Annotated in this window: 22 protein-coding genes and 1 pseudogene; 21 read left to right on the top strand and 2 right to left on the bottom strand. The window is 39.6% G+C overall.

Translation table 11 applies throughout. The features are described 5' to 3' along the window. The 11 genes and pseudogenes from L1267_RS20885 to L1267_RS20935 all read left to right on the top strand — a co-directional run. A pseudogene (locus L1267_RS20885) lies at positions 1-539 on the top strand (TonB-dependent receptor domain-containing protein); the annotation flags it as partial. A 124-nt stretch (positions 540-663) separates the two neighbouring features. Next, positions 664-1,560, top strand: coding sequence for a lipid kinase YegS (gene yegS / locus L1267_RS20890; RefSeq protein WP_138558688.1), 897 nt, complete (start codon positions 664-666; stop codon positions 1,558-1,560). A gap of 122 nt (positions 1,561-1,682) precedes the next feature. Next, the gene (gene asd, locus L1267_RS20895; protein ID WP_235384004.1) at positions 1,683-2,825 is read left to right on the top strand and encodes an aspartate-semialdehyde dehydrogenase; all 1,143 of its coding nucleotides are present in this window, start codon (positions 1,683-1,685) and stop codon (positions 2,823-2,825) included. Positions 2,826-2,886: 61 nt separating this feature from the next. Continuing rightward, entirely contained in the window at positions 2,887-3,510 is a 624-nt protein-coding gene (locus L1267_RS20900; RefSeq protein ID WP_138558686.1) for an FMN-binding negative transcriptional regulator, read from the top strand. A gap of 349 nt (positions 3,511-3,859) precedes the next feature. After that, positions 3,860-5,818: a methyl-accepting chemotaxis protein gene (locus tag L1267_RS20905; protein WP_138558685.1), complete on the top strand. Its 1,959-nt coding sequence runs from the start codon at positions 3,860-3,862 to the stop codon at positions 5,816-5,818. A 219-nt stretch (positions 5,819-6,037) separates the two neighbouring features. Beyond that, positions 6,038-7,486 (top strand): EAL domain-containing protein, encoded by a 1,449-nt coding sequence (locus tag L1267_RS23785; RefSeq protein ID WP_328248491.1) that lies wholly within the window; start codon positions 6,038-6,040, stop codon positions 7,484-7,486. Next, positions 7,483-7,917 carry a GNAT family N-acetyltransferase gene (locus L1267_RS20915; protein WP_235384005.1) on the top strand — a complete coding sequence of 145 codons (435 nt, stop codon included), beginning with the start codon at positions 7,483-7,485 and terminating at the stop codon, positions 7,915-7,917. The genes L1267_RS23785 and L1267_RS20915 overlap by 4 nt, the downstream gene beginning before the upstream one ends. Positions 7,918-7,931: 14 nt before the next feature. Next, a complete protein-coding gene (locus L1267_RS20920) occupies positions 7,932-8,135 on the top strand; it encodes a hypothetical protein (RefSeq protein WP_199527703.1) in 204 nt (67 codons plus the stop codon). A gap of 152 nt (positions 8,136-8,287) precedes the next feature. Next, the gene (locus L1267_RS20925) at positions 8,288-8,668 is read left to right on the top strand and encodes a VOC family protein (RefSeq protein ID WP_199527702.1); all 381 of its coding nucleotides are present in this window, start codon (positions 8,288-8,290) and stop codon (positions 8,666-8,668) included. Between the two features lie 6 nt (positions 8,669-8,674). Then, the gene (locus L1267_RS20930; protein ID WP_199527701.1) at positions 8,675-8,962 is read left to right on the top strand and encodes a hypothetical protein; all 288 of its coding nucleotides are present in this window, start codon (positions 8,675-8,677) and stop codon (positions 8,960-8,962) included. 66 nt (positions 8,963-9,028) lie between these two features. Next, positions 9,029-9,457 carry a hypothetical protein gene (locus tag L1267_RS20935; RefSeq protein ID WP_235384006.1) on the top strand — a complete coding sequence of 143 codons (429 nt, stop codon included), beginning with the start codon at positions 9,029-9,031 and terminating at the stop codon, positions 9,455-9,457. 87 nt (positions 9,458-9,544) lie between these two features. On the opposite strand, the gene L1267_RS20940 is transcribed toward L1267_RS20935, so the two are convergent. Then, the gene (locus L1267_RS20940; protein WP_171040467.1) at positions 9,545-10,351 is read right to left on the bottom strand and encodes an ion transporter; all 807 of its coding nucleotides are present in this window, start codon (positions 10,349-10,351) and stop codon (positions 9,545-9,547) included. An 88-nt stretch (positions 10,352-10,439) separates the two neighbouring features. On the opposite strand from L1267_RS20940, the gene L1267_RS20945 reads away from it, so the two are divergent. From L1267_RS20945 to L1267_RS20975, 7 genes are all read left to right on the top strand, one after another. Further along, a complete protein-coding gene (locus tag L1267_RS20945; protein WP_235384007.1) occupies positions 10,440-10,652 on the top strand; it encodes a hypothetical protein in 213 nt (70 codons plus the stop codon). Then, complete coding sequence (locus L1267_RS20950; RefSeq protein ID WP_135926472.1) at positions 10,639-10,911, top strand: hypothetical protein; 273 nt, start codon at positions 10,639-10,641, stop codon at positions 10,909-10,911. Before L1267_RS20945 ends, L1267_RS20950 begins: the two co-directional genes overlap by 14 nt. 2 nt (positions 10,912-10,913) lie before the next feature. Next, entirely contained in the window at positions 10,914-11,354 is a 441-nt protein-coding gene (locus L1267_RS20955) for a hypothetical protein (RefSeq protein WP_135926473.1), read from the top strand. Between the two features lie 59 nt (positions 11,355-11,413). Next, positions 11,414-11,608, top strand: coding sequence for a YwbE family protein (locus L1267_RS20960; RefSeq protein WP_036971837.1), 195 nt, complete (start codon positions 11,414-11,416; stop codon positions 11,606-11,608). Beyond that, positions 11,605-12,132: a DUF4240 domain-containing protein gene (locus tag L1267_RS20965; RefSeq protein WP_235384008.1), complete on the top strand. Its 528-nt coding sequence runs from the start codon at positions 11,605-11,607 to the stop codon at positions 12,130-12,132. The genes L1267_RS20960 and L1267_RS20965 overlap by 4 nt, the downstream gene beginning before the upstream one ends. A 213-nt stretch (positions 12,133-12,345) precedes the next feature. After that, entirely contained in the window at positions 12,346-12,759 is a 414-nt protein-coding gene (locus L1267_RS20970) for a DUF805 domain-containing protein (protein WP_199527695.1), read from the top strand. A 55-nt stretch (positions 12,760-12,814) separates the two neighbouring features. Continuing rightward, entirely contained in the window at positions 12,815-13,207 is a 393-nt protein-coding gene (locus L1267_RS20975) for a DoxX-like family protein (protein ID WP_235384009.1), read from the top strand. Position 13,208: 1 nt separating this feature from the next. On the opposite strand, the gene L1267_RS20980 is transcribed toward L1267_RS20975, so the two are convergent. After that, on the bottom strand, positions 13,209-14,105 hold the full coding sequence (locus L1267_RS20980) for a LysR family transcriptional regulator (RefSeq protein WP_235384010.1): 897 nt from the start codon (positions 14,103-14,105) through the stop codon (positions 13,209-13,211). A gap of 119 nt (positions 14,106-14,224) precedes the next feature. Here L1267_RS20980 and hutH point away from each other — a divergent pair, with 119 nt between their 5' ends. The 3 genes from hutH (at position 14,225) to L1267_RS20995 (ending at position 18,262) form a co-directional block, all read left to right on the top strand. Next, complete coding sequence (gene hutH / locus L1267_RS20985) at positions 14,225-15,733, top strand: histidine ammonia-lyase (RefSeq protein WP_235384011.1); 1,509 nt, start codon at positions 14,225-14,227, stop codon at positions 15,731-15,733. After that, positions 15,730-17,730, top strand: coding sequence for a urocanate hydratase (locus tag L1267_RS20990; RefSeq protein ID WP_235384012.1), 2,001 nt, complete (start codon positions 15,730-15,732; stop codon positions 17,728-17,730). Before hutH ends, L1267_RS20990 begins: the two co-directional genes overlap by 4 nt. Before the next feature lie 121 nt (positions 17,731-17,851). Further along, positions 17,852-18,262, top strand: coding sequence for a GFA family protein (locus L1267_RS20995; RefSeq protein ID WP_138558675.1), 411 nt, complete (start codon positions 17,852-17,854; stop codon positions 18,260-18,262). Positions 18,263-18,351: the final 89 nt, after the last annotated feature.

Consider the following 18,351-nt stretch of genomic DNA (forward strand, 5'->3'; position numbering starts at 1 on the left):
AGTTAACGGGTATTGAAGTTGATTTCTTGACTGATTTCAGTTTTATCAGTGCCGATTGGTCGAGTGTGTTCTTGTCGGGTAACGTTACGCTATCTGACTCAAGTGTGAAACTAGGTATTGATGATTCTGACGGCGTTGATTCGTTGTTTGAGCAGCAATTAAAAGATGCACTTGATGCAGATACAGTGTCTAACATTGTTACTAACGATGAGCGCCGTTTAGTGGGTCACTCTGAGTGGGTAGCAAACTTACAGATGGGTTATGACTCTGCTGATGGTTTCCACTCGACATCGCTTGTATATAACGTGTTTGGACCGCGTATTATTGTACCGGGTACTCGCGGTAATGAAGATGCAGAAGAGAAGCCATTCCATTCGCTTGATTTAGTTTACTCTTACTTCCCGAACTTTAACACAAAAGTGAAGTTCAAAATTGAAAACATCCTTGGTCAAGATAAAGAAATTGAGCAAGAAGGTTTATCACTTTGGAAGAAAGAAGAAGGCACTAAGTTTAGCTTAGGCTTCAGCTACGAGTTTTAATTAAACTCCCCAAGGAAGGATACAATAATAAATCCTAACGTTGATTTAGCCCTGCAATAGCAGGGCTTTTTTGTATAAACCATTGCGTGTTATGGTAGTTCTAAGTGTTAAACAGGGATTAAAAATGGACTTACGATTAATTTTAAATGGCAAAAAAGCGGCTGATGAGCAGCTTCGTGAAGCAATTAGTCAATTTCGAGCCAGTCAGTCTCTTGCTGTGCGTGTTACCTATGAAGGGGGTGACATTGAGCGCTTTATTAATGAGGCCGCTGACGAAGGCGTGAAACGTGTTGTTGTGGCTGGTGGCGATGGCACTGTTAATGAAGCCGTTAATGCATTAATGAAAATGGAAAAATCACAGCGTTTAGAGCTTGCTATTTTACCTATGGGCACGGCAAATGATTTTGCCACAGCCGCTAAGATTCCTGACGGGTACTTGCCAGCACTTGAACTTGCCGCACAGGGTCAGCCGTATGCAATTGATACAGTTGAGGTTGATAAGCGTTATTTTGTAAACGTAGCCAGTGCGGGCTTTGGGGCAAAAATTACCGCAACCACACCACCTGCACTGAAAAACTTACTCGGTGGTGGCGCATATACCTTGGCAGGGCTTGTTCAAGCGCTGAGCTTTGTACCTTACAGTGGCGAGCTTACCCTCCCTGATGGTGAGCGAACTTCGGGCGATATTATTGCTGCTGCCGTGTGTAACGGCCGCCAAGCGGGTGGTGGTCAGCAACTTTCACCACATGCATACATAAACGATGGCTTGGTTGATTTAGTGGCGTTTACATCATTTGCAATTTCAGATGTACCAGCGGTTATAGAAGAGCTCAGCAATTATCCTAATTCATCACAACAGTGGGTAAAACGTTTTCAAGTGCCATGGCTTGAATGGCAAACACAAACAGAAATGCCAATAAACTTAGATGGCGAGCCAATCACTTCAAAACAACAACGTTTTGAAGTGCATGCTGGTGCGCTAAACATGGTGCTACCAGATGCTTGTCCGCTAATACGATGATGAAAAATTTTGATGTTACTCGGTTTGCGCTGGTTTTGCTTTGGCCGCAATGCTAGATTATCCCTGTAAAAATTAAACTCTCACGCAATGGACTTTAATTTTTAACAGTTTAGGTAATTGGAATGAATCAAACAGTGGAACAAACAATGAAAAAAGTAGGATTAGTCGGATGGCGGGGCATGGTTGGCTCTGTGTTATTAGATCGTATGCAACAAGAAAATGATTTTTCTAAAATCGACACCACTTTTTTCACCACCTCACAAACCGGTCAATTAGGTCCTGATCTTGCGGGTCCTGCTAAACCGCTTTTAGATGCTAATGATATCGCTGAGCTTGCGAAGATGGACATTATTGTCACTTGCCAAGGCGGTGACTATACCAAAGCCGTTTACCCGCAATTACGCGAATCAGGTTGGCAAGGTTACTGGATTGACGCAGCATCGGCACTGCGTATGAGTGACGATAGCATTATTGTTCTTGATCCAGTCAATAAAGACGTGATTGATCAAGGCTTAGAGCAAGGTGTTAAAACCTATGTGGGTGGTAACTGTACTGTATCATTGATGCTGCTAGCGCTAGGCGGTTTATTTGAACAAGACTTGATTGAGTGGGTTAGCCCAATGACATATCAAGCCGCTTCAGGTGCTGGTGCACGCAACATGAAAGAGTTAATTGCGCAAATGGGTGCAATTCACGAAACAGTGGCAGACAAACTTGCTGATCCTAATGCTGCGATTCTTGAAATTGATAAATTAGTTACCGAAAAAATTGCCTCAAGCGATTTGCCACAAGATCAGTTTGGTGTGCCTTTAGCTGGTAGCCTTATCCCTTGGATTGATGTACCAATGCCAAGCGGTCAGAGTAAAGAAGAATGGAAAGCGCAGGTAGAAGCGAACAAAATTTTAGGTAGCAGCCAGCAGCCTATCCCTGTTGATGGTTTATGTGTGCGCATTGGTGCAATGCGTTGTCATTCGCAAGCAATGACAATTAAGCTACGCAAAGATATTAGCGTTGAGAAAATTGAAGAGATCCTTGCCTCTCACAACGAGTGGGTGAAAGTGATCCCGAATGATCGTGACATTACTGCAACAGACTTAACACCTGTAAAAGTAACCGGTACCTTGTCTATTCCGGTAGGTCGTATTCGTAAATTAGTGATGGGCCCTGAATATATCAGTGCGTTTACGGTTGGTGACCAATTGTTATGGGGTGCTGCAGAGCCACTTCGTCGCATGTTACGCATTATTGTTGATGGCCAACATTAATTACACATTTCAATATTAAGGCTAGCAGTTTGCTGGCCTTTTTTAGCACTAAAGGAAAGTAATGCACACCCCCAATAAATGGAAAATGACACCAGAGCGAGTGTCGCAGTTTATCAAAAACTACAGCTTTGCATTGATGGTTGATAGTGAATTTGAGGCAACACATTTGCCTTTAGTTTATAAACCTGATGAAGGCGAGTTGGGCACTTTATATGGTCATGTGTCACGAGCGAATCGTCATGGTAAAAGCTTGCAAGATACGCGTGTATTAGTGGTTTTTAATGGCCCGCATAGTTATATTTCACCCACTTGGTATGCAGAAAAACCTGCTGTATCGACTTGGAACTACGCTGCGGTTCATGCCATTGGGAAAGTAGAGTACCTCGATGATGACAACACCTTAGCATGCCTCGATGAGCTAATTAGCCAATACGAGCCGAGTATTTTAAACGACACTAGTTTGTTGCCAGCCGATTACCAAGCAAAGTTATTACGTGGCATAGTGGGTATTAAAATTGAACTTGACTCAATTCAGGCAAAAGAGAAGTTAGGCCAGCATAAATCGGATGAAGATCAACAAGGTGTTGTAACAGGGTTAAAAGCAGATAAACACCCAGATGCTCAGGCCTTACTTAGCTATATGCTTAAATATGGGGTAGGGATAGGCAATCTAGACGCTAGCTGATTTATCGATTCAGTAACACTTACTACGCTAAGTTGTTTTAATACTATCTATACTGCACTGCTGTTTATTAAATCAAGAGAAGAATAGGCAGCAATTTTGCTTCCTGCAAATGCTGCCAATTGGTTGGAAACCGCTAAGTCCATTGTTGTTAAAATCGTGTTAATCACAATATTTAAAGTTAGTACATTACAAGTTTGTGTCAATATAAAGTGTAGGTACATATCAATTCTTATTGCTTATTTTATTAATCTATCAATGGTGGTTTAGTTGTATTGAATATAAGTTAAATAGCTTGCTGAAAGTTAAGTGATTAACTATATTTTCGTAAGTACCTAGCTGAGAACTCTCCATGAACATTTCTAAAAAATTAAAGTTATCTTTTGCATCGGCCATTGCGCTTCCTCTTATAATTATTGCCGTTTTAGTCATTACTCAATTAAGACAGCAGGCATTAGATAATTTCGCTGAACTAAGCGAACGAGAGGCGAGACAAGTCGATAACGGCATTAGTATGTTTTTTGACGAAATAGAGAAAAACGTCGATTATCTTGCTTCTCATTCCGCTATTTTAGACGCCGAGCAAGGCGTTAAAACCCATATGCAATCGCCTAATTCAGTGAAACTTGATCACGCAAATGGCAGTAACACAGAAAAAACCGCATTTAACTTATTTGATCATTTTGGCAAAACCCATCCAGGCCTTGCTTACATCTACATGGGGAACGAGCAAGGTGGTTATATTCAATGGCCAGAGGGTGAAGTGACAGCAAATTATGACCCAAGAGTTAGGCCTTGGTATAAAACGGGTAAAGCAGCAAATGGAAAAACAGTAAGAACCAATGCCTATTATTGGGCGGCAGATGACATGGTTATAGTGTCCACAGTAAAAGCCATTAAACAAGCTGGCGAGTTTATTGGCGTACAGGGCATGGACGTCTCTTTGCAGGGCCTTACAGATATTATTGCTAACATTAAACTTGGTGAAACCGGCTATCTAATGCTGATTGAAGATAGTGGCAATGTGCTGGTTGATGTTAAAAATGCTGATTATCGGTTTAAACAATTAAGCCAGATTGATAATGGTAAATACAAACAGCTTGCCAATAACAATCATGGTCAGTTTGAAATAGACATTAATGGCAAAGATTACTTGGCTAATATTTATACTTCGCAAAAGCTAGGCTGGAAATTTATCGGTCTAGTTGAAAAATCTGAAGTAATGAGTGCAGCAAACGCAACGACTATTACCATTTTAGTCATCAGTGCAATTCTGATTGCTGTATTCATTCTTGTTGCTAGCTATATTTCTAAATTAATTTCTGCACCAATTGTTGAGGTAAGTGATGGCCTTACGGAGATATCCCAAGGTGGAGGTGATTTAACTAAGCGTTTAGTTATTAAAACACGCGATGAAACAGCAAAACTAGCAAACAGCTTTAATTTATTTTTAAACTTGATTTCGGACTTGGTTAAGCAAATTAATGACTGCGCACAGAATGTTAGTGAGACTTCTGCACACACCTCGTCACAAGCTTCTCAATTATCGGGTTCAACATCTCAACAACAGCAAGCTCTTGAAATGGCGGCAACAGCTATTAATGAAATGGCGGCAACAGCAAATGAGGTTTCTGCCAGTTGTGCAAATGCAGCCGAACTTGCTTCGCAAACTCAACAAGCCTCTGAACTTGGACAAAGTGTTATTACTGAGACGGTTGATAGCGTTGTATCTTTGTCAGAAGTGATCACCAAAGCAACTCAAGATATAAACCAACTCGATGCTGAAAGTGAAAATATCATGTCGATTCTCAGTGTTATACGTGGCATTGCTGAACAAACTAATTTATTAGCGCTAAATGCTGCTATTGAGGCTGCACGTGCCGGTGACCATGGTCGAGGATTTGCTGTTGTTGCAGACGAGGTCCGAGCGCTATCGCAAAGAACATCAGAGTCAACAGAAGAAATAGCAAGTCAACTCGATACGTTGCGCAAGATGTCTGATCAGGTGTCTAAAGAAATGACAACCAGCTTGAACCGCACAAATAAAACAGTTGAGTTGGCGCATTCTGCACAGCAGCAATTTAGCGAAATTACTGCTTCAATCGTTAATATAAGTGATTTAAACACACAAATAGCGACCGCAGCCGAAGAACAACAGCACGTAGCTGAAGATATTAATCGTAATGTTGTAGAAATTAAAAACGCCGCTGACGATGTTAGTGATATTGCACAGGGAGCGCGTGAAAATGGCGAGCGGTTGAATCAGCTATCTCATCTACTTACCGACCTAGTCGGTAAGTTTAAGGTGTAGTTAAAATTGGGTCAAAATGCATTTTCTATATCAGGAACAGATTTTCTGTTCCTTTTTTATTGGAATTTGTTGATTTAATGGTAATTAAGGTTTAGTTTTTGTAATAATATAACTAAAAGATAAGTTACGCATGAAAGGAAAAACATTAAAGACAAACAATAATAAACAAACTATCTATATAGTTTTTATCATGGTTTTTTTATCTTTTCCTTTCACCTCATTGTTAGTTATCTACAACTAAATTACCAAAAACAGTTTGCCAATTCTTTATTATTAAAAGCAGAAAGCATATCGAGTGATTTAGCGGCTTCGATGCGAGATGTTTCTGCTATATCCCCGAGTCAGTGTGATGCAACGACAATAAACGAACTTCGTATAATTCTTTCAAAATATGAATACACCCATGATTTAGGATTGATTTTTGATGATAGGGTTTTGTGTTCAGCTAACTGGGGATTATTAGACGCTCCTTTTTTACTTGAAGGGGTTTTTTATCATTCACCTTCTGGTTATCAATTTGCTGCTAAAGTTGGTGGTATTTTCCCTGTTCCGGCTAAATATGACATTACAAAAAAAGATAACGTTATTGCTTTTACTATCAATCAGCCTTTTAAGAGTTTTGATCATTTAGATAAGGGGTTTTCTTATAAAATTGTGTCAAAAAATAAGCAGCATACTTTTCATAATTACTCGTCGCAGTACCAATTAAAAAACAATACTTTTTTGAAATCTCAGGTATTAGAAATATGTAGTAAAAAGTTTCAATACTGTGTTGAAACAACGAATAATCGTCCTGGATTACTTTATTTACCTGTGTATGTATCTGCATTACTTATTTGTTTGATCGGGTTAGTCAGCTTTTTAATTGCTTACTCTATTATTTCATTTTTAGATAAGAATCATTCAATCGAGTTTAGGCTGCGTAAGGCCATTCAAAGCGGCGATTTATATTTAGAGTATCAACCAATTATTGAATTAAAAAATTGTAAAATTGTCGGTGTTGAGAGCTTGGTTAGGTGGAAAGACGCGGTTCATGGAAACGTATCACCTGAACTATTTTTGAGTATTGCAGAGCAGTTAGGTTTGTACTCAAAGTTAGCATATGACTCAGTTAAACGAGCATTTATAGAGCTTTCCCCGATTTTGCATCGTGACCCAGAATTCACAGTTGCTATTAATGTAAATGCTTATGAAATTCAGACTCCAGAATATTTAGACCGCTTGAATAAGCTTTGTGTTAGGTATCAGATAAAACCTCAGCAAGTTAAAATTGAAATAACGGAGCGTATAGGTTTGCCTCTAAAAGAGTTATCTGATTTTGCGACAAGGGCAAAAGATTTTGGCTTCGTCATAGCACTTGATGATTTTGGAACCGGAGTATCTAACCTTGTTTGGCTGACAGAGATTAACTTCGATATCATTAAAATTGATAAAATACTTACCCAATCGATCACAGATGAATTCAAAAAGGATATGGTATTAGCCATCATGTCTCTGGTTTCAAATCTAAATCGTCTGGTCATTTTTGAAGGTGTTGAGACGGTTGAAGAATACAGCTTTATAAAAGAATATAATTCTGATCATCAAGTCCAAGGTTGGTACTTTTATAAATCTTTATCATTAACCGAACTACATAAAGTACTTGATGATAAAAAAGGATTAAAGTGAAAATAGAAAGTGTGAACTCTGATGATTATCCAGAGCTACTTGATGTGTGGGAAAACTCAGTACGAGCGACCCATGATTTTATAACAGAAGACGACATCGCCTTTTTTAAGCCAATTATTATTGAGCAAGCTTTTCCCAACGTAACTTTAAAGTGCATTAAGAGTGAACATAAAACAATTTTAGGCTTTGTTGGTGTACACGATAGCAAAATAGAAATGCTGTTCATTTTAGATGCCGCAAGAGGTAAGGGGGTTGGTAAAGCACTTCTGAACTATGCAATTGAGCAATTAGCTGCCAACAAAGTGGATGTAAATGAGCAAAACCCACTTGCAGTTGGGTTTTATCAGCACATGGGTTTTAAAGTTGCCTCACGTTCCCCTTCAGATGATATGGGCAAGCCTTTTCCAATATTGCATATGGAACTTGTGTAGGAATGGCTTTAGCCGTGAGCAATATAATATTAGGCTTTGAAACGGCTCCCAAGCCGAAAGGTGATATTGGTGTAGGTCGTCATTTATGGCGACAAAACCTTGAACATTTTTCAAATTACGCGCTAAAGCACGACCTACAAACGCGCGAAACAAGTTTCACGCCCACGACGAATCACGTAGGAACGGCTTCAGCCGTGAATTTAGATGTTCGGCGTTAAAACGCCTCCTACAAACTTTCACCTTGTAGCTTTCTAACTTTCCTCCTTGAAACTTGAAACTCGCTAACTTTACTTTCGTCACTTATCTTTTGCTTAATTTAATGAACGCGATATGCTGAAGCAACGAATAAAGCATTACATTGGAGTGACTAATGAATCTCAATCAGGTGACGTTGCCTGTAAAGGATATGAACGAAGCGGTGGCCTTTTATTTAACATTAGGAATGATTCAGATTGTGGATACCCCGCATTACGCACGCTTTCAATGTCCAGATGGTGATGCCACATTTTCGTTGTCATTAGAAACTGAAGAGTTTAGTAATGATGCGGTCATTTATTTTGAACATGAGCAGCTCGATGAGCTTTATGCAAGCCTTGTTGAAAAAGGCATTAGTTTTGAACAGCCACCAACCGCCCAGCGTTATTTATGGACAGAAGCAATTCTAAAAGACCCATCAGGGAATAAAATTAAATTGTATTGGGCCGGAGAAAACCGCTTAAACCCACCATGGAAAGTAGAAAAAAGAGGGTGATATGTAATGAATATTTCAGCAAAAGTTACATTCTTAGTCATAAAACGCCCCCCTCATGCATTTAGATATACTGGAAGTGGTTGTTACACTCGAATTTCGTATTTGAACCGTGTTGATACCAGCTGTAGACTTATTTTTGAAGAGGGTAAAGAGTTCTTTGATGGAGAAACTGCTGATATATTTATAGAAGTGTTGGATTCATCTGCTCATCAAGGTATGTATATTGGTATGCCTTTTGAATTGTTTATATGTCATACAAAAATAGCAGAAGGCCAGATATCAAGCTTATTTTGAGAGTAATTAATGAATTTAAATAAATGCTTTGAGGTTAAATGAAGGGCTTAATGACATTAAAAAGAATTGTTTGGCGGGTGCTTTTTTTTACTCAGCTTTGAATCATTTTCAGCTATTGCTTGTAATTGTGGGTATTCATTAGAACATTTTTACGAAACATCTAAGTCAGTTCACTTAATCAAGGTCACAAATTTAAAACTAATAAAAACCTCTGAGACTAATAACGTTAAAGTTGATTTTGATTTAACTGACACTCTATCGGCTAATAAATCTATACCTAAAAATATATTGCTTAAACCAGGTGGTTGTACACCAAGTTTGATGCCTGGGTTTGCATATGTAATTTTTATACCGAAAAATAATTCTACTGAAACATTTATAAATAAATGCACAGGCATTATTGAATTGGGTTTGCTAGAGCATCCAGCTGCTCAAGAACAAGTGAAAGCTATAAAAGAAGAGATTATAGAGTTGGCTCGTAAATATTCAGGTTGAGTTAGATTGCAAAAAGCTGCTTGATATTAATAAGTTTTAAAATGCAGGCGCTAGGGTCTAGGTCCTAGCGCCTAATAGCTAAAAACCTTACTGCTTTTCTTTCAATAGTTGTTTGAGTTCGGCCATTTCAGCTTGTAGCTGAGCAATTTGCCCTTTGGTTGCTGGCATGTCGGCATCAGATGTTTGCTCTTCGCGGGCGTTACGATGCTCTTCAGACATAACTTCTAAAATTGCACCAACCATCATGTTTAAAAATACAAAGGCTGTTAAGAAGATGAACGTTAGATAGAAAATCCAGCTGAGCTCATACACAGCCATAGTTTCATACATAACATCAGTCCAATCTTCAAACGTGGCAATTCTGAACAGGGTGAGCATAGAAATAGATACATCGCCCCATAATACCGGGTTAATATCAGCAAATAACATGCTACCCATAGCGGCATAAATATAGAAGATCACAAACATGAGTAGGGCGATATAGCCCATTTGTGGAATGGCTTTTAAAAGCGAGTTAACCAGCAGTCTAAGCTCTGGGATCATTGATACAAGTCGCAACACGCGGAAAATACGCAGTAATCGAGCGATAAAAATTGTTGAACCAGCTGCAGGGTAAAGGCTACCAACTACGATTATAAAATCGAAAATGTTCCAACCTTTGCTGAAGAAATCTTTAAAGCCCCGGCTTGCAATAAAGCGGATCACTAGCTCAACTAAAAAGAAAACCGTGATGCCTAAGTCCATCCAATGTAAGGCAAGCTCGGCCGTTGGATGAAGTGAATAGGTGTGTGCCCCGACTGTTAATGCCGAAATAACAATAACAGCAATAACAAATGATTGAAAAATTTTACTTTTATCGATACGCTGAAACAGCTGTTGTAACTGCGACAACATCATATAGAACCCTTTGGTAATAATATTTAAACCCACGCAATATACAGGAAAATGCAGCACCAATGTATAACTACATAAAGGAAATTAAATGTTTTTTAATGCTTTAAAATTGGCCGTAATCGCGACTGTTGCTGTGTGTTTATCAGCGTGTAGCTCAGATGCCCGTTATCATGAAATTCAATCGGCACGTTTAAGTGAATGCAATTATATGGCTGATAAAGAGTATCACGAGTGTGTAAAGCGCCAGCAGGACAGTTACGAAGAGTTTAAAAAACAACAAGCAGAACATGACCAAAACTGAAAAACGTCAAGACAAAGCAATTCGAGTTGCGTTAACACAAGCGTGTGAACTAGCAAAAGATCAGGTACACGAATTTTCATGGTTAACTCATACAGCTGATCTAAAAAAGCTACCGCAATCACTAAAAGTAAGTTGTTATTGTAAAGAACTGCCGTTAACCGCTGAGCAAACCCAGTTAATTACCAATCTAATTATCAAAGAATTGAGCGCTGTAGATTTAGCTATTAATGCAAAAGCAATTTCATTTTTAAAGGAATAATGATGAATTTAACCTCAAAAAAGTTAGTTACTCTAAATTTAGCACTGGCTGTGCTATGTGTTGGGTTCGGTGTCTATAGTGTGCAATCAGGCCCACATACTCTTGTATCTTATAACGGGTTTATATTTGCAATCGGTTTTATGGTGCAGGCCTATCGCTCAACAGAAAAATTCGCAGCCAAAACAGCCCTTAGTAAAACACTCACGACAACAGACACAAGCCTAACGGTTAAGCAGGTTTATTATGGTGATAAAGAAGAGACACTTGAATTAAGCCGTATTACCCAACTGAAAGTTGCTGATAACTATTTAGCCGTCATATTAGATGGCAACGGCCAAGGTTACGACTTTCAAATTAAAGGCAAGGCTGATGCTATCATTAAACGCTTAAATGAGATATTGCCAAAGGAGCTGCTTAAAAACAGCCCAATCAAACAGGTTTAATTTGGTAAGCCAGCCGCAAATAGCTATAATCGGCAAAAATTATTGAAAGAGATTTTGCAATGGCAGTGCCTACGCGTTCACAAATTTCAATTGGCTGCGAAGTCAACATTGTATTAAAACAAGATCAACGAACAGGTCAGTTAACTCAAGGCGTGGTGTCACGTATTTTAACTAAATCACCGAATCACCCGCATGGCATTAAAGTTCAACTTGATGATGGTCAAGTAGGGCGCGTGAAAGAGATTTTATCATGAGTGTTTTAAGCGAAAGTGAATTTTGGCAACTCGTGACCGCCGAAGATAAAACTGCTGAGCCTGAGTCGGTTTGTAATGCATTAAAAGCAAAGCTGGCTGATTTATCTGACGAACAGCTGATGGAATTTGATAAGCAGTTTAACCTACGTATGCGCAAAGCCTATACCTGGGACTTATTTGGTGCCGCTTATGTAATGGCCGGTTGTAATGACGATTATGGTTTCTCTGAGTTTTTATGTTGGCTTATTTCACGTGGTGAACAGGCGTTTTTAAAGGCGCTTGAAAACCCAGACTCAATTGCAGAGTGTACGCCGGTTTATCATTTAAACGAACAGCCTTACCCGTATTTAGATGAATACGATTTAATTGCCGGTATGCTTTACGAAGAACGTAATGACGACGAGTTACCTTTTATTCCATCTGGCCTTGAGCAACCAAAAGGTAAACGCTTTAAAGATAAAGCCAAGTATTTAAAACAAACCTATCCAAATTTATATGCCAAATATTGGCAACAACCGAGTTAATTAAAAGCACCTTCATGGTGCTTTTTTTATGCTCTGTAAGCTACTAACTTAGGGTAAAAGGTTACATAAAAAAGAGCTAAGAAATTTATTAGTACCCAAATTAACTAAATTTATGTTATCTTATTCTTGCTAATACTAGTTTAGTTAATGTTATAAATCAGTGAGCTAACAAATAATAGTAGTTTACTAAAACACAATTCAAAGGAAATGACAGTGTCAGAAAACGTATATCAAGCCCCAGAATCAAATGTAGTATCAACTTCAACAGAAACAACAAGCCTTAGTGTAAAAGAAATACTATTTTCTTTTAACGGCCGCATTCCTCGCAAAACCTATTGGTTTTCAGTACTAGGAATGATTGCTGCTTCATTCGTTTTAATGTTTATTGCCGCATTGCTTTCGGGTGGTAGCGAATCAGCTATCTCTATAATTATGCTTATCTTATATGTGCCACTTATATGGTGTTCGCTAGCTATTCAAATTAAACGCTGGCATGACCGTAATAAATCAGGCTGGTGGGTACTAATTGGTTTTGTTCCTGTAATCGGTGGGATCTGGGCACTCATAGAAAATGGTTTCCTAGCAGGTGATGCAGGTGAGAACCGTTTTGGAAAACCAACAGTATAATACTTATTTGTTGTGTGTTCTTTTAAAGAACACACAACACGTTTAATAGGGTATTATGAAAAATCTAACGGCAGTGCAAATTTCACGGTTTATTATTAGCTTTACTTGGCTTTACCATGGCCTTTTCCCAAAAATTATCCATATCTCTCCACTTGAACAACGGATGACAGCCAGTTTTGGTTTTAATGCCGAAATTTCAATGCTCATAACACGAGCTGCTGGGGTTGGTGAAATCGTCTTTGCGGTGTTGTTTTTTATTTTCTATCGTTCAATTTTAATCAATATAGTCAATATTTTATCGTTAATAGGTTTAATACTGTTTGTAGCTTTTTTACAACCAGCACTATTGATAGAAGCATTCAATCCGGTGACTACAAATCTTGCACTGATCGCGTTTAGTACTGTACTAATAATCGAGCTCAAGAATAGCGAAACTAGCAATAAGTGAATTAAACACCATAGCAGTCTTTGATTTCTTTGATCATGGCGCTTGCGAGTGGTGAATTGGCATTTGTTTTAGAGGTTATTAATACAACAGGAATATCGTAGTGATATTTGTTTGGTTGAATAGCTTTAAAAATGCCTTTATCAACCCAGAACTGAGCATAGTGGTCGGGTAAATAACCAATAAACTCACCCGATAAAATCAAATGTGCGATACCTTCATCATGGTAGGCTACCGCACTGTTTTGGTAGTTTAAGCCATCGTTTCTACTTTCTTTATCTCGCATGTAGTTACTGGTAATAACTTCGGCTTCTTTAATAAGCTCATTGATTTGTTTGTCTTCATACTCAAACAGTGGGTGACCTTTTGCACAATACAAAAAGTTAGTTTCGTTATGTAGGGCAGTGTAATCTAATCCGCGAATATGATGACGGCTAACACCAATACCCACTAATGAACGGCCATTGGCTACTGCGGTTTCTACCTCACGGGCTTCACAGACGTTAATATCAAACTGAATGTTTTTACCTTTGCCTTTTAACCTTGCAATTGCGCGGGGAATGGCGCAGCGAGGGTCACTTACCATGGTATCTATCATAGCAATACTTAAACGCCCCGATAGCTCGTTTTTAGAGCTTGCGACGGTATTAGCAAAGGCTTCGCATTGCTGAAGCAGTTCAATTGATGCTTGGTAGGTAATAGCACCTGCATCTGTAATTTCAAAACCACTGCGGCCACGTTTACATAATTTAATACCAAGCCTTACTTCTAAATCTGATAAATGCGCACTGATCGTTGAGCGGCCAATATTCAAACGTGACTCTGCGGCTGAAAGCCCGCCACACTCAACAATTGCTACAAAAACACGCAATAATCGTAGGTCTACATCATGAACTTGCATAGTGGCTCTTTTAGTTCGATAAATCTGGAATGAATAACGATAATTATGCATTTGTAAAACAACTAGAGCAAGCTAGACTGCCACTAATTAAAACTTAATCCTGTTTTTAGGAGTTATAAATGACATTTAAGTATGGTGTTGACCAATTAACGATAGATAACGTTAATGCGATTGCAGCCGGTACGTTACAGGCAGAGCTTTGCCAAGAAGCCATTGATAAAATTAATAAAAGCCGCCAAAACGTAGATAAAATGGCTGCCTCAGATAAAGCCATTTATGGTATCAATACGGGCTTTGGTCCACTGTGTGATACACAAATTTCTCCACAAGAAACAAACCTATTACAAAAGAACTTATTGATCACACACGCTGTTGGTGTGGGTGAGCCAATTGCTAAGCCTATTTCAAAGTTAATGCTAATCACCAAAGTACATGCATTAAGCCAAGGTTTTTCAGGTATTCGTTTAACCGTTGTTGAGCGTATGCTTAAGTTTATTGAACTAGATATTATCCCGGTTGTACCAGAGCAAGGCTCAGTTGGCGCATCGGGTGACTTAGCGCCATTATCACACCTATTTTTACCTCTTTTAGGTGAAGGCGAGTTCTGGGTAAACGACACAATCAAACCCGCGGCAGAGGTATTAAAAGAGCATGGCTTAGAGCCGCTTGATCTGCATGCTAAAGAAGGTCTTGCGTTAATCAACGGTACTCAGTTTATTTTATCGCACGCCATTACAGCGCTTACTAAAATGCGCTACTTATTAGACCTTGCAGATATTGCAGGCGCTATGAGCATTGAAGGTATGCAAGGTAGCCAATCACCGTTCCGTGAAGAATTACATGCTATTCGTGCTTTTAAAGGTAACGTTGAAGTTGCCGCGCGTATGCGTAGCTTTTTTGCCAATTCTGAGAATATGGCCTCACATACCAATTGTGATCGTGTACAAGACCCTTATTCACTGCGTTGTATTCCTCAAGTTCATGGTGCGTCACGCAATGCGTATTACCACTTAAAAGAGCTTGCAGAGATAGAAATGAACTCAGTGACTGATAACCCAATTGTTATTAGTGAGGAAGAAGCGATTTCGGGTGGTGGTTTTCATGGTCAACCATTAGCTATGGCTTTAGATTATGCATCTATTGCTGCGGCTGAGCTTGGTAACATTGCTGATCGTCGTTGTTATTTATTGCTTGAAGGTTTACACGGCTTACCACGTTTATTAACCACATCGGGAGGCTTAAATTCAGGCATGATGATCCCGCAATATGTAACCGCAGCACTGGTAACAGAAAATAAGTCATTGTGTTTCCCGCCATCAGCAGACAGCGTACCGACATCAATGGGCCAAGAAGATCACGTATCTATGGGGAGTATCTCTGGTCGTAAGTTAAACCAGATTTTAGGTAACCTAGATAAAATCTTTGCTATTGAGTTGATGTATGCAGCGCAAGCAATCGAATTTAGACGTCCTAACAAGTGTTCAGACATTATTGAAGAAAACTTTGCGCTCATTCGCAGCAAAGTTGCCAAACTAGAAGAAGACCGCTTACTTAAACCAGACATTGATGCCATGGTTGCACTTGTTAAATCGCAAGCGTTCACAGTAAATTTAGGGAGCAAAAAATGACTTTTCAAGAACAAATTAAGCAAGGTATCCCGAGCGTATTACCAGAGCCAAAACCGTACCCAAGTGATGCAAACCGTGCTCCAAAACGTAAAGACATTTTATCGGCTGACGAAAAGCAATTAGCTATTCGTAACGCATTGCGTTATTTCCCTAAAGAATGGCACAAAGAATTAGCCGCTGAATTTGCCGCTGAGCTTAAGCAATTTGGCCGTATTTACATGTATCGCTTTAAGCCTAACTATGAACTTAAAGCGCGCTCAATCAGCGATTACCCGGCTAAATGCGAACAAGCTGCCGCTATCATGTTAATGATCGACAACAACCTTGATCCCGCAGTAGCACAGCACCCAGAAGAGCTTATCACTTACGGTGGTAACGGTGCGGTATTCCAAAACTGGGCGCAGTACTTATTAACCATGAAGTACTTAAGCGAAATGGAAGAAGATCAAACGCTTCATATGTATTCTGGTCACCCTATGGGGTTATTCCCATCATCAGTAGAAGCACCGCGCGTGGTTGTGACTAACGGTATGATGATCCCGAACTATTCAAAACCGGATGATTGGGAAAAATTCAATGCACTGGGTGTAACTCAATACGGTCAAATGACTGCGGGTTCATTTATGTACATTGGCCCACAGGGTATTGTTCACGGAACAACTATTACGGTCATGAATGCATTCCGTAAAGTGCTTGAAAAAGGCGAATCACCAAAAGGTAAGATCTTCTTAACTGCTGGTTTAGGTGGTATGAGTGGTGCGCAGCCTAAAGCGGGTAACATTGCTAACTGTATCACCGTATGTGCTGAGGTTAACCCTAAGGCGGCTATTAAGCGTCACCAACAAGGTTGGGTTGATGAGCTAATCGATAACATGCCAGAGCTTGTTGAGCGTGTACGTACGGCTCAGCAAAATGAAGAAGTAGTTTCAATTGCCTTTATCGGGAACGTGGTTGATGTATGGGAAAGCTTCTTAGCAGAAGATATTTTCATTCACTTAGGTTCAGACCAAACTTCACTTCATAACCCATGGTCAGGCGGTTACTACCCGGTTGATATCAGCTATGAAGAGTCAAATCGTTTAATTCGTGAAGAGCCAGAAGTATTTAAAGAAAAAGTACAAGCGACACTTAAACGCCACGCTGATGCTGTTAACAAGCACACTGCAAAAGGCACTTACTTCTTTGATTACGGTAATGCGTTCTTGCTAGAAGCATCACGCGCTGGTGGCGATGTAATGGCTGAAAATGGTATTGATTTTAAATACCCATCGTACGTACAAGATATTCTTGGCCCAATGTGTTTTGACTACGGCTTTGGCCCGTTCCGCTGGGTATGCACGTCAGGTAAACCAGAAGATCTTGATAAAACAGATGCGATTGCTGCAGACGTTTTAAATAAAATCATGGCGGACTCACCTGAAGAGATCCAACAGCAAATGCAAGACAACATCACGTGGATCAAAGATGCGAAGCAGAACAAACTCGTTGTTGGCTCGCAAGCTCGTATTCTTTATGCTGACGCACAAGGCCGCGCTGAAATCGCTAAAGCCTTTAATGATGCCATTAATCGTGGCGAGATAGGGCCAGTTGTACTTGGGCGTGACCACCATGACGTAAGTGGTACGGACTCACCTTTCCGTGAAACATCAAACATTTATGATGGTAGCCGCTTCACAGCAGACATGGCGATTCACAATGTAATTGGTGATGGTTTCCGCGGCGCTACTTGGGTATCTATTCACAACGGTGGCGGTGTAGGTTGGGGCGAAGTGATCAACGGTGGTTTTGGTATGCTACTAGACGGTAGTGAAGCTGCCGAGCGCCGTTTGAAATCTATGCTATTATTTGATGTAAATAACGGTATTGCTCGTCGTAGTTGGGCGCGTAACGAAGAAGCTAATTTTGCGATTAAACGTGAAATGGCTCGTACCCCTAAACTTAAAGTGACCTTATCGAATAACGTTGATGATGAAATTTTAGCAAACTTAGATTTCTAAGTTTTGTTAATGCAAAAAGGCCATGTTTTAGACGCAACATGGCCTTTTTTATTGCCTTAAGTTTTTAAATAGCGCATCGTTTAGGGTATAAATTTTTAGCTTAGCGAATAAGGAGATAGATATGACTAAAACACTTACTGGTGGATGCTGCTGCGGCGAAGTAAGCTACAAAGTAACTGACAACTTTAAACGTTTTTTCTTTTGTCATTGCGAGCAGTGTCGAAAATTATCAGGCACAGCACATGCCGCAAATTTGTTTACCTCGCCTGATGCTATTGAATGGGTAAAAGGCCAACAGCACATTACGCGATTTAATTACCCTGGTCGTGCGTTATCACGGGCGTTTTGTAAAACCTGTGGTTCCGCTTTGCCATTCACTGCAAAAGATAACAGCTATTTGCTTGTTCCTGCAGGCAGTCTAAACGAAGAGCCAAGTAAAGAATTAGATGCGCAGATTTTCTGTGAAGAGCAAACCGAATGGCATAAAAATGGCCTAAATGGCAAAAAGTTGATTGGTTTTGGTCGCGATTAAGCTCGTTGATAATTTGCTTTCTTGTGGATAAAGTTTGACCAGTTAATCTAGTTTCATTAATCTGTAAACACATTTTAAAGGGAGGTTTA

This window comes from Pseudoalteromonas sp. OFAV1 (assembly GCF_021532595.1).
GTDB classification, from domain to species: Bacteria; Pseudomonadota; Gammaproteobacteria; order Enterobacterales; family Alteromonadaceae; genus Pseudoalteromonas; species Pseudoalteromonas lipolytica_C.

Bases quoted from the DNA above. Each gene is read 5' to 3' on its own strand.
- yegS (WP_138558688.1), top strand. From the start codon at position 664: ATGGACTTACGATTAATTTTAAATGGCAAAAAAGCGGCTGATGAGCAG.
- asd (WP_235384004.1), top strand. From the start codon at position 1,683: ATGAATCAAACAGTGGAACAAACAATGAAAAAAGTAGGATTAGTCGGA.
- L1267_RS20900 (WP_138558686.1), top strand. From the start codon at position 2,887: ATGCACACCCCCAATAAATGGAAAATGACACCAGAGCGAGTGTCGCAG.
- L1267_RS20905 (WP_138558685.1), top strand. From the start codon at position 3,860: ATGAACATTTCTAAAAAATTAAAGTTATCTTTTGCATCGGCCATTGCG.
- L1267_RS20925 (WP_199527702.1), top strand. From the start codon at position 8,288: ATGAATCTCAATCAGGTGACGTTGCCTGTAAAGGATATGAACGAAGCG.
- L1267_RS20930 (WP_199527701.1), top strand. From the start codon at position 8,675: ATGAATATTTCAGCAAAAGTTACATTCTTAGTCATAAAACGCCCCCCT.
- L1267_RS20940 (WP_171040467.1), bottom strand. From the start codon at position 10,351: ATGTTGTCGCAGTTACAACAGCTGTTTCAGCGTATCGATAAAAGTAAA.
- L1267_RS20945 (WP_235384007.1), top strand. From the start codon at position 10,440: ATGTTTTTTAATGCTTTAAAATTGGCCGTAATCGCGACTGTTGCTGTG.
- L1267_RS20950 (WP_135926472.1), top strand. From the start codon at position 10,639: ATGACCAAAACTGAAAAACGTCAAGACAAAGCAATTCGAGTTGCGTTA.
- L1267_RS20955 (WP_135926473.1), top strand. From the start codon at position 10,914: ATGAATTTAACCTCAAAAAAGTTAGTTACTCTAAATTTAGCACTGGCT.
- L1267_RS20960 (WP_036971837.1), top strand. From the start codon at position 11,414: ATGGCAGTGCCTACGCGTTCACAAATTTCAATTGGCTGCGAAGTCAAC.
- L1267_RS20965 (WP_235384008.1), top strand. From the start codon at position 11,605: ATGAGTGTTTTAAGCGAAAGTGAATTTTGGCAACTCGTGACCGCCGAA.
- L1267_RS20975 (WP_235384009.1), top strand. From the start codon at position 12,815: ATGAAAAATCTAACGGCAGTGCAAATTTCACGGTTTATTATTAGCTTT.
- L1267_RS20980 (WP_235384010.1), bottom strand. From the start codon at position 14,105: ATGCAAGTTCATGATGTAGACCTACGATTATTGCGTGTTTTTGTAGCA.
- hutH (WP_235384011.1), top strand. From the start codon at position 14,225: ATGACATTTAAGTATGGTGTTGACCAATTAACGATAGATAACGTTAAT.
- L1267_RS20990 (WP_235384012.1), top strand. From the start codon at position 15,730: ATGACTTTTCAAGAACAAATTAAGCAAGGTATCCCGAGCGTATTACCA.
- L1267_RS20995 (WP_138558675.1), top strand. From the start codon at position 17,852: ATGACTAAAACACTTACTGGTGGATGCTGCTGCGGCGAAGTAAGCTAC.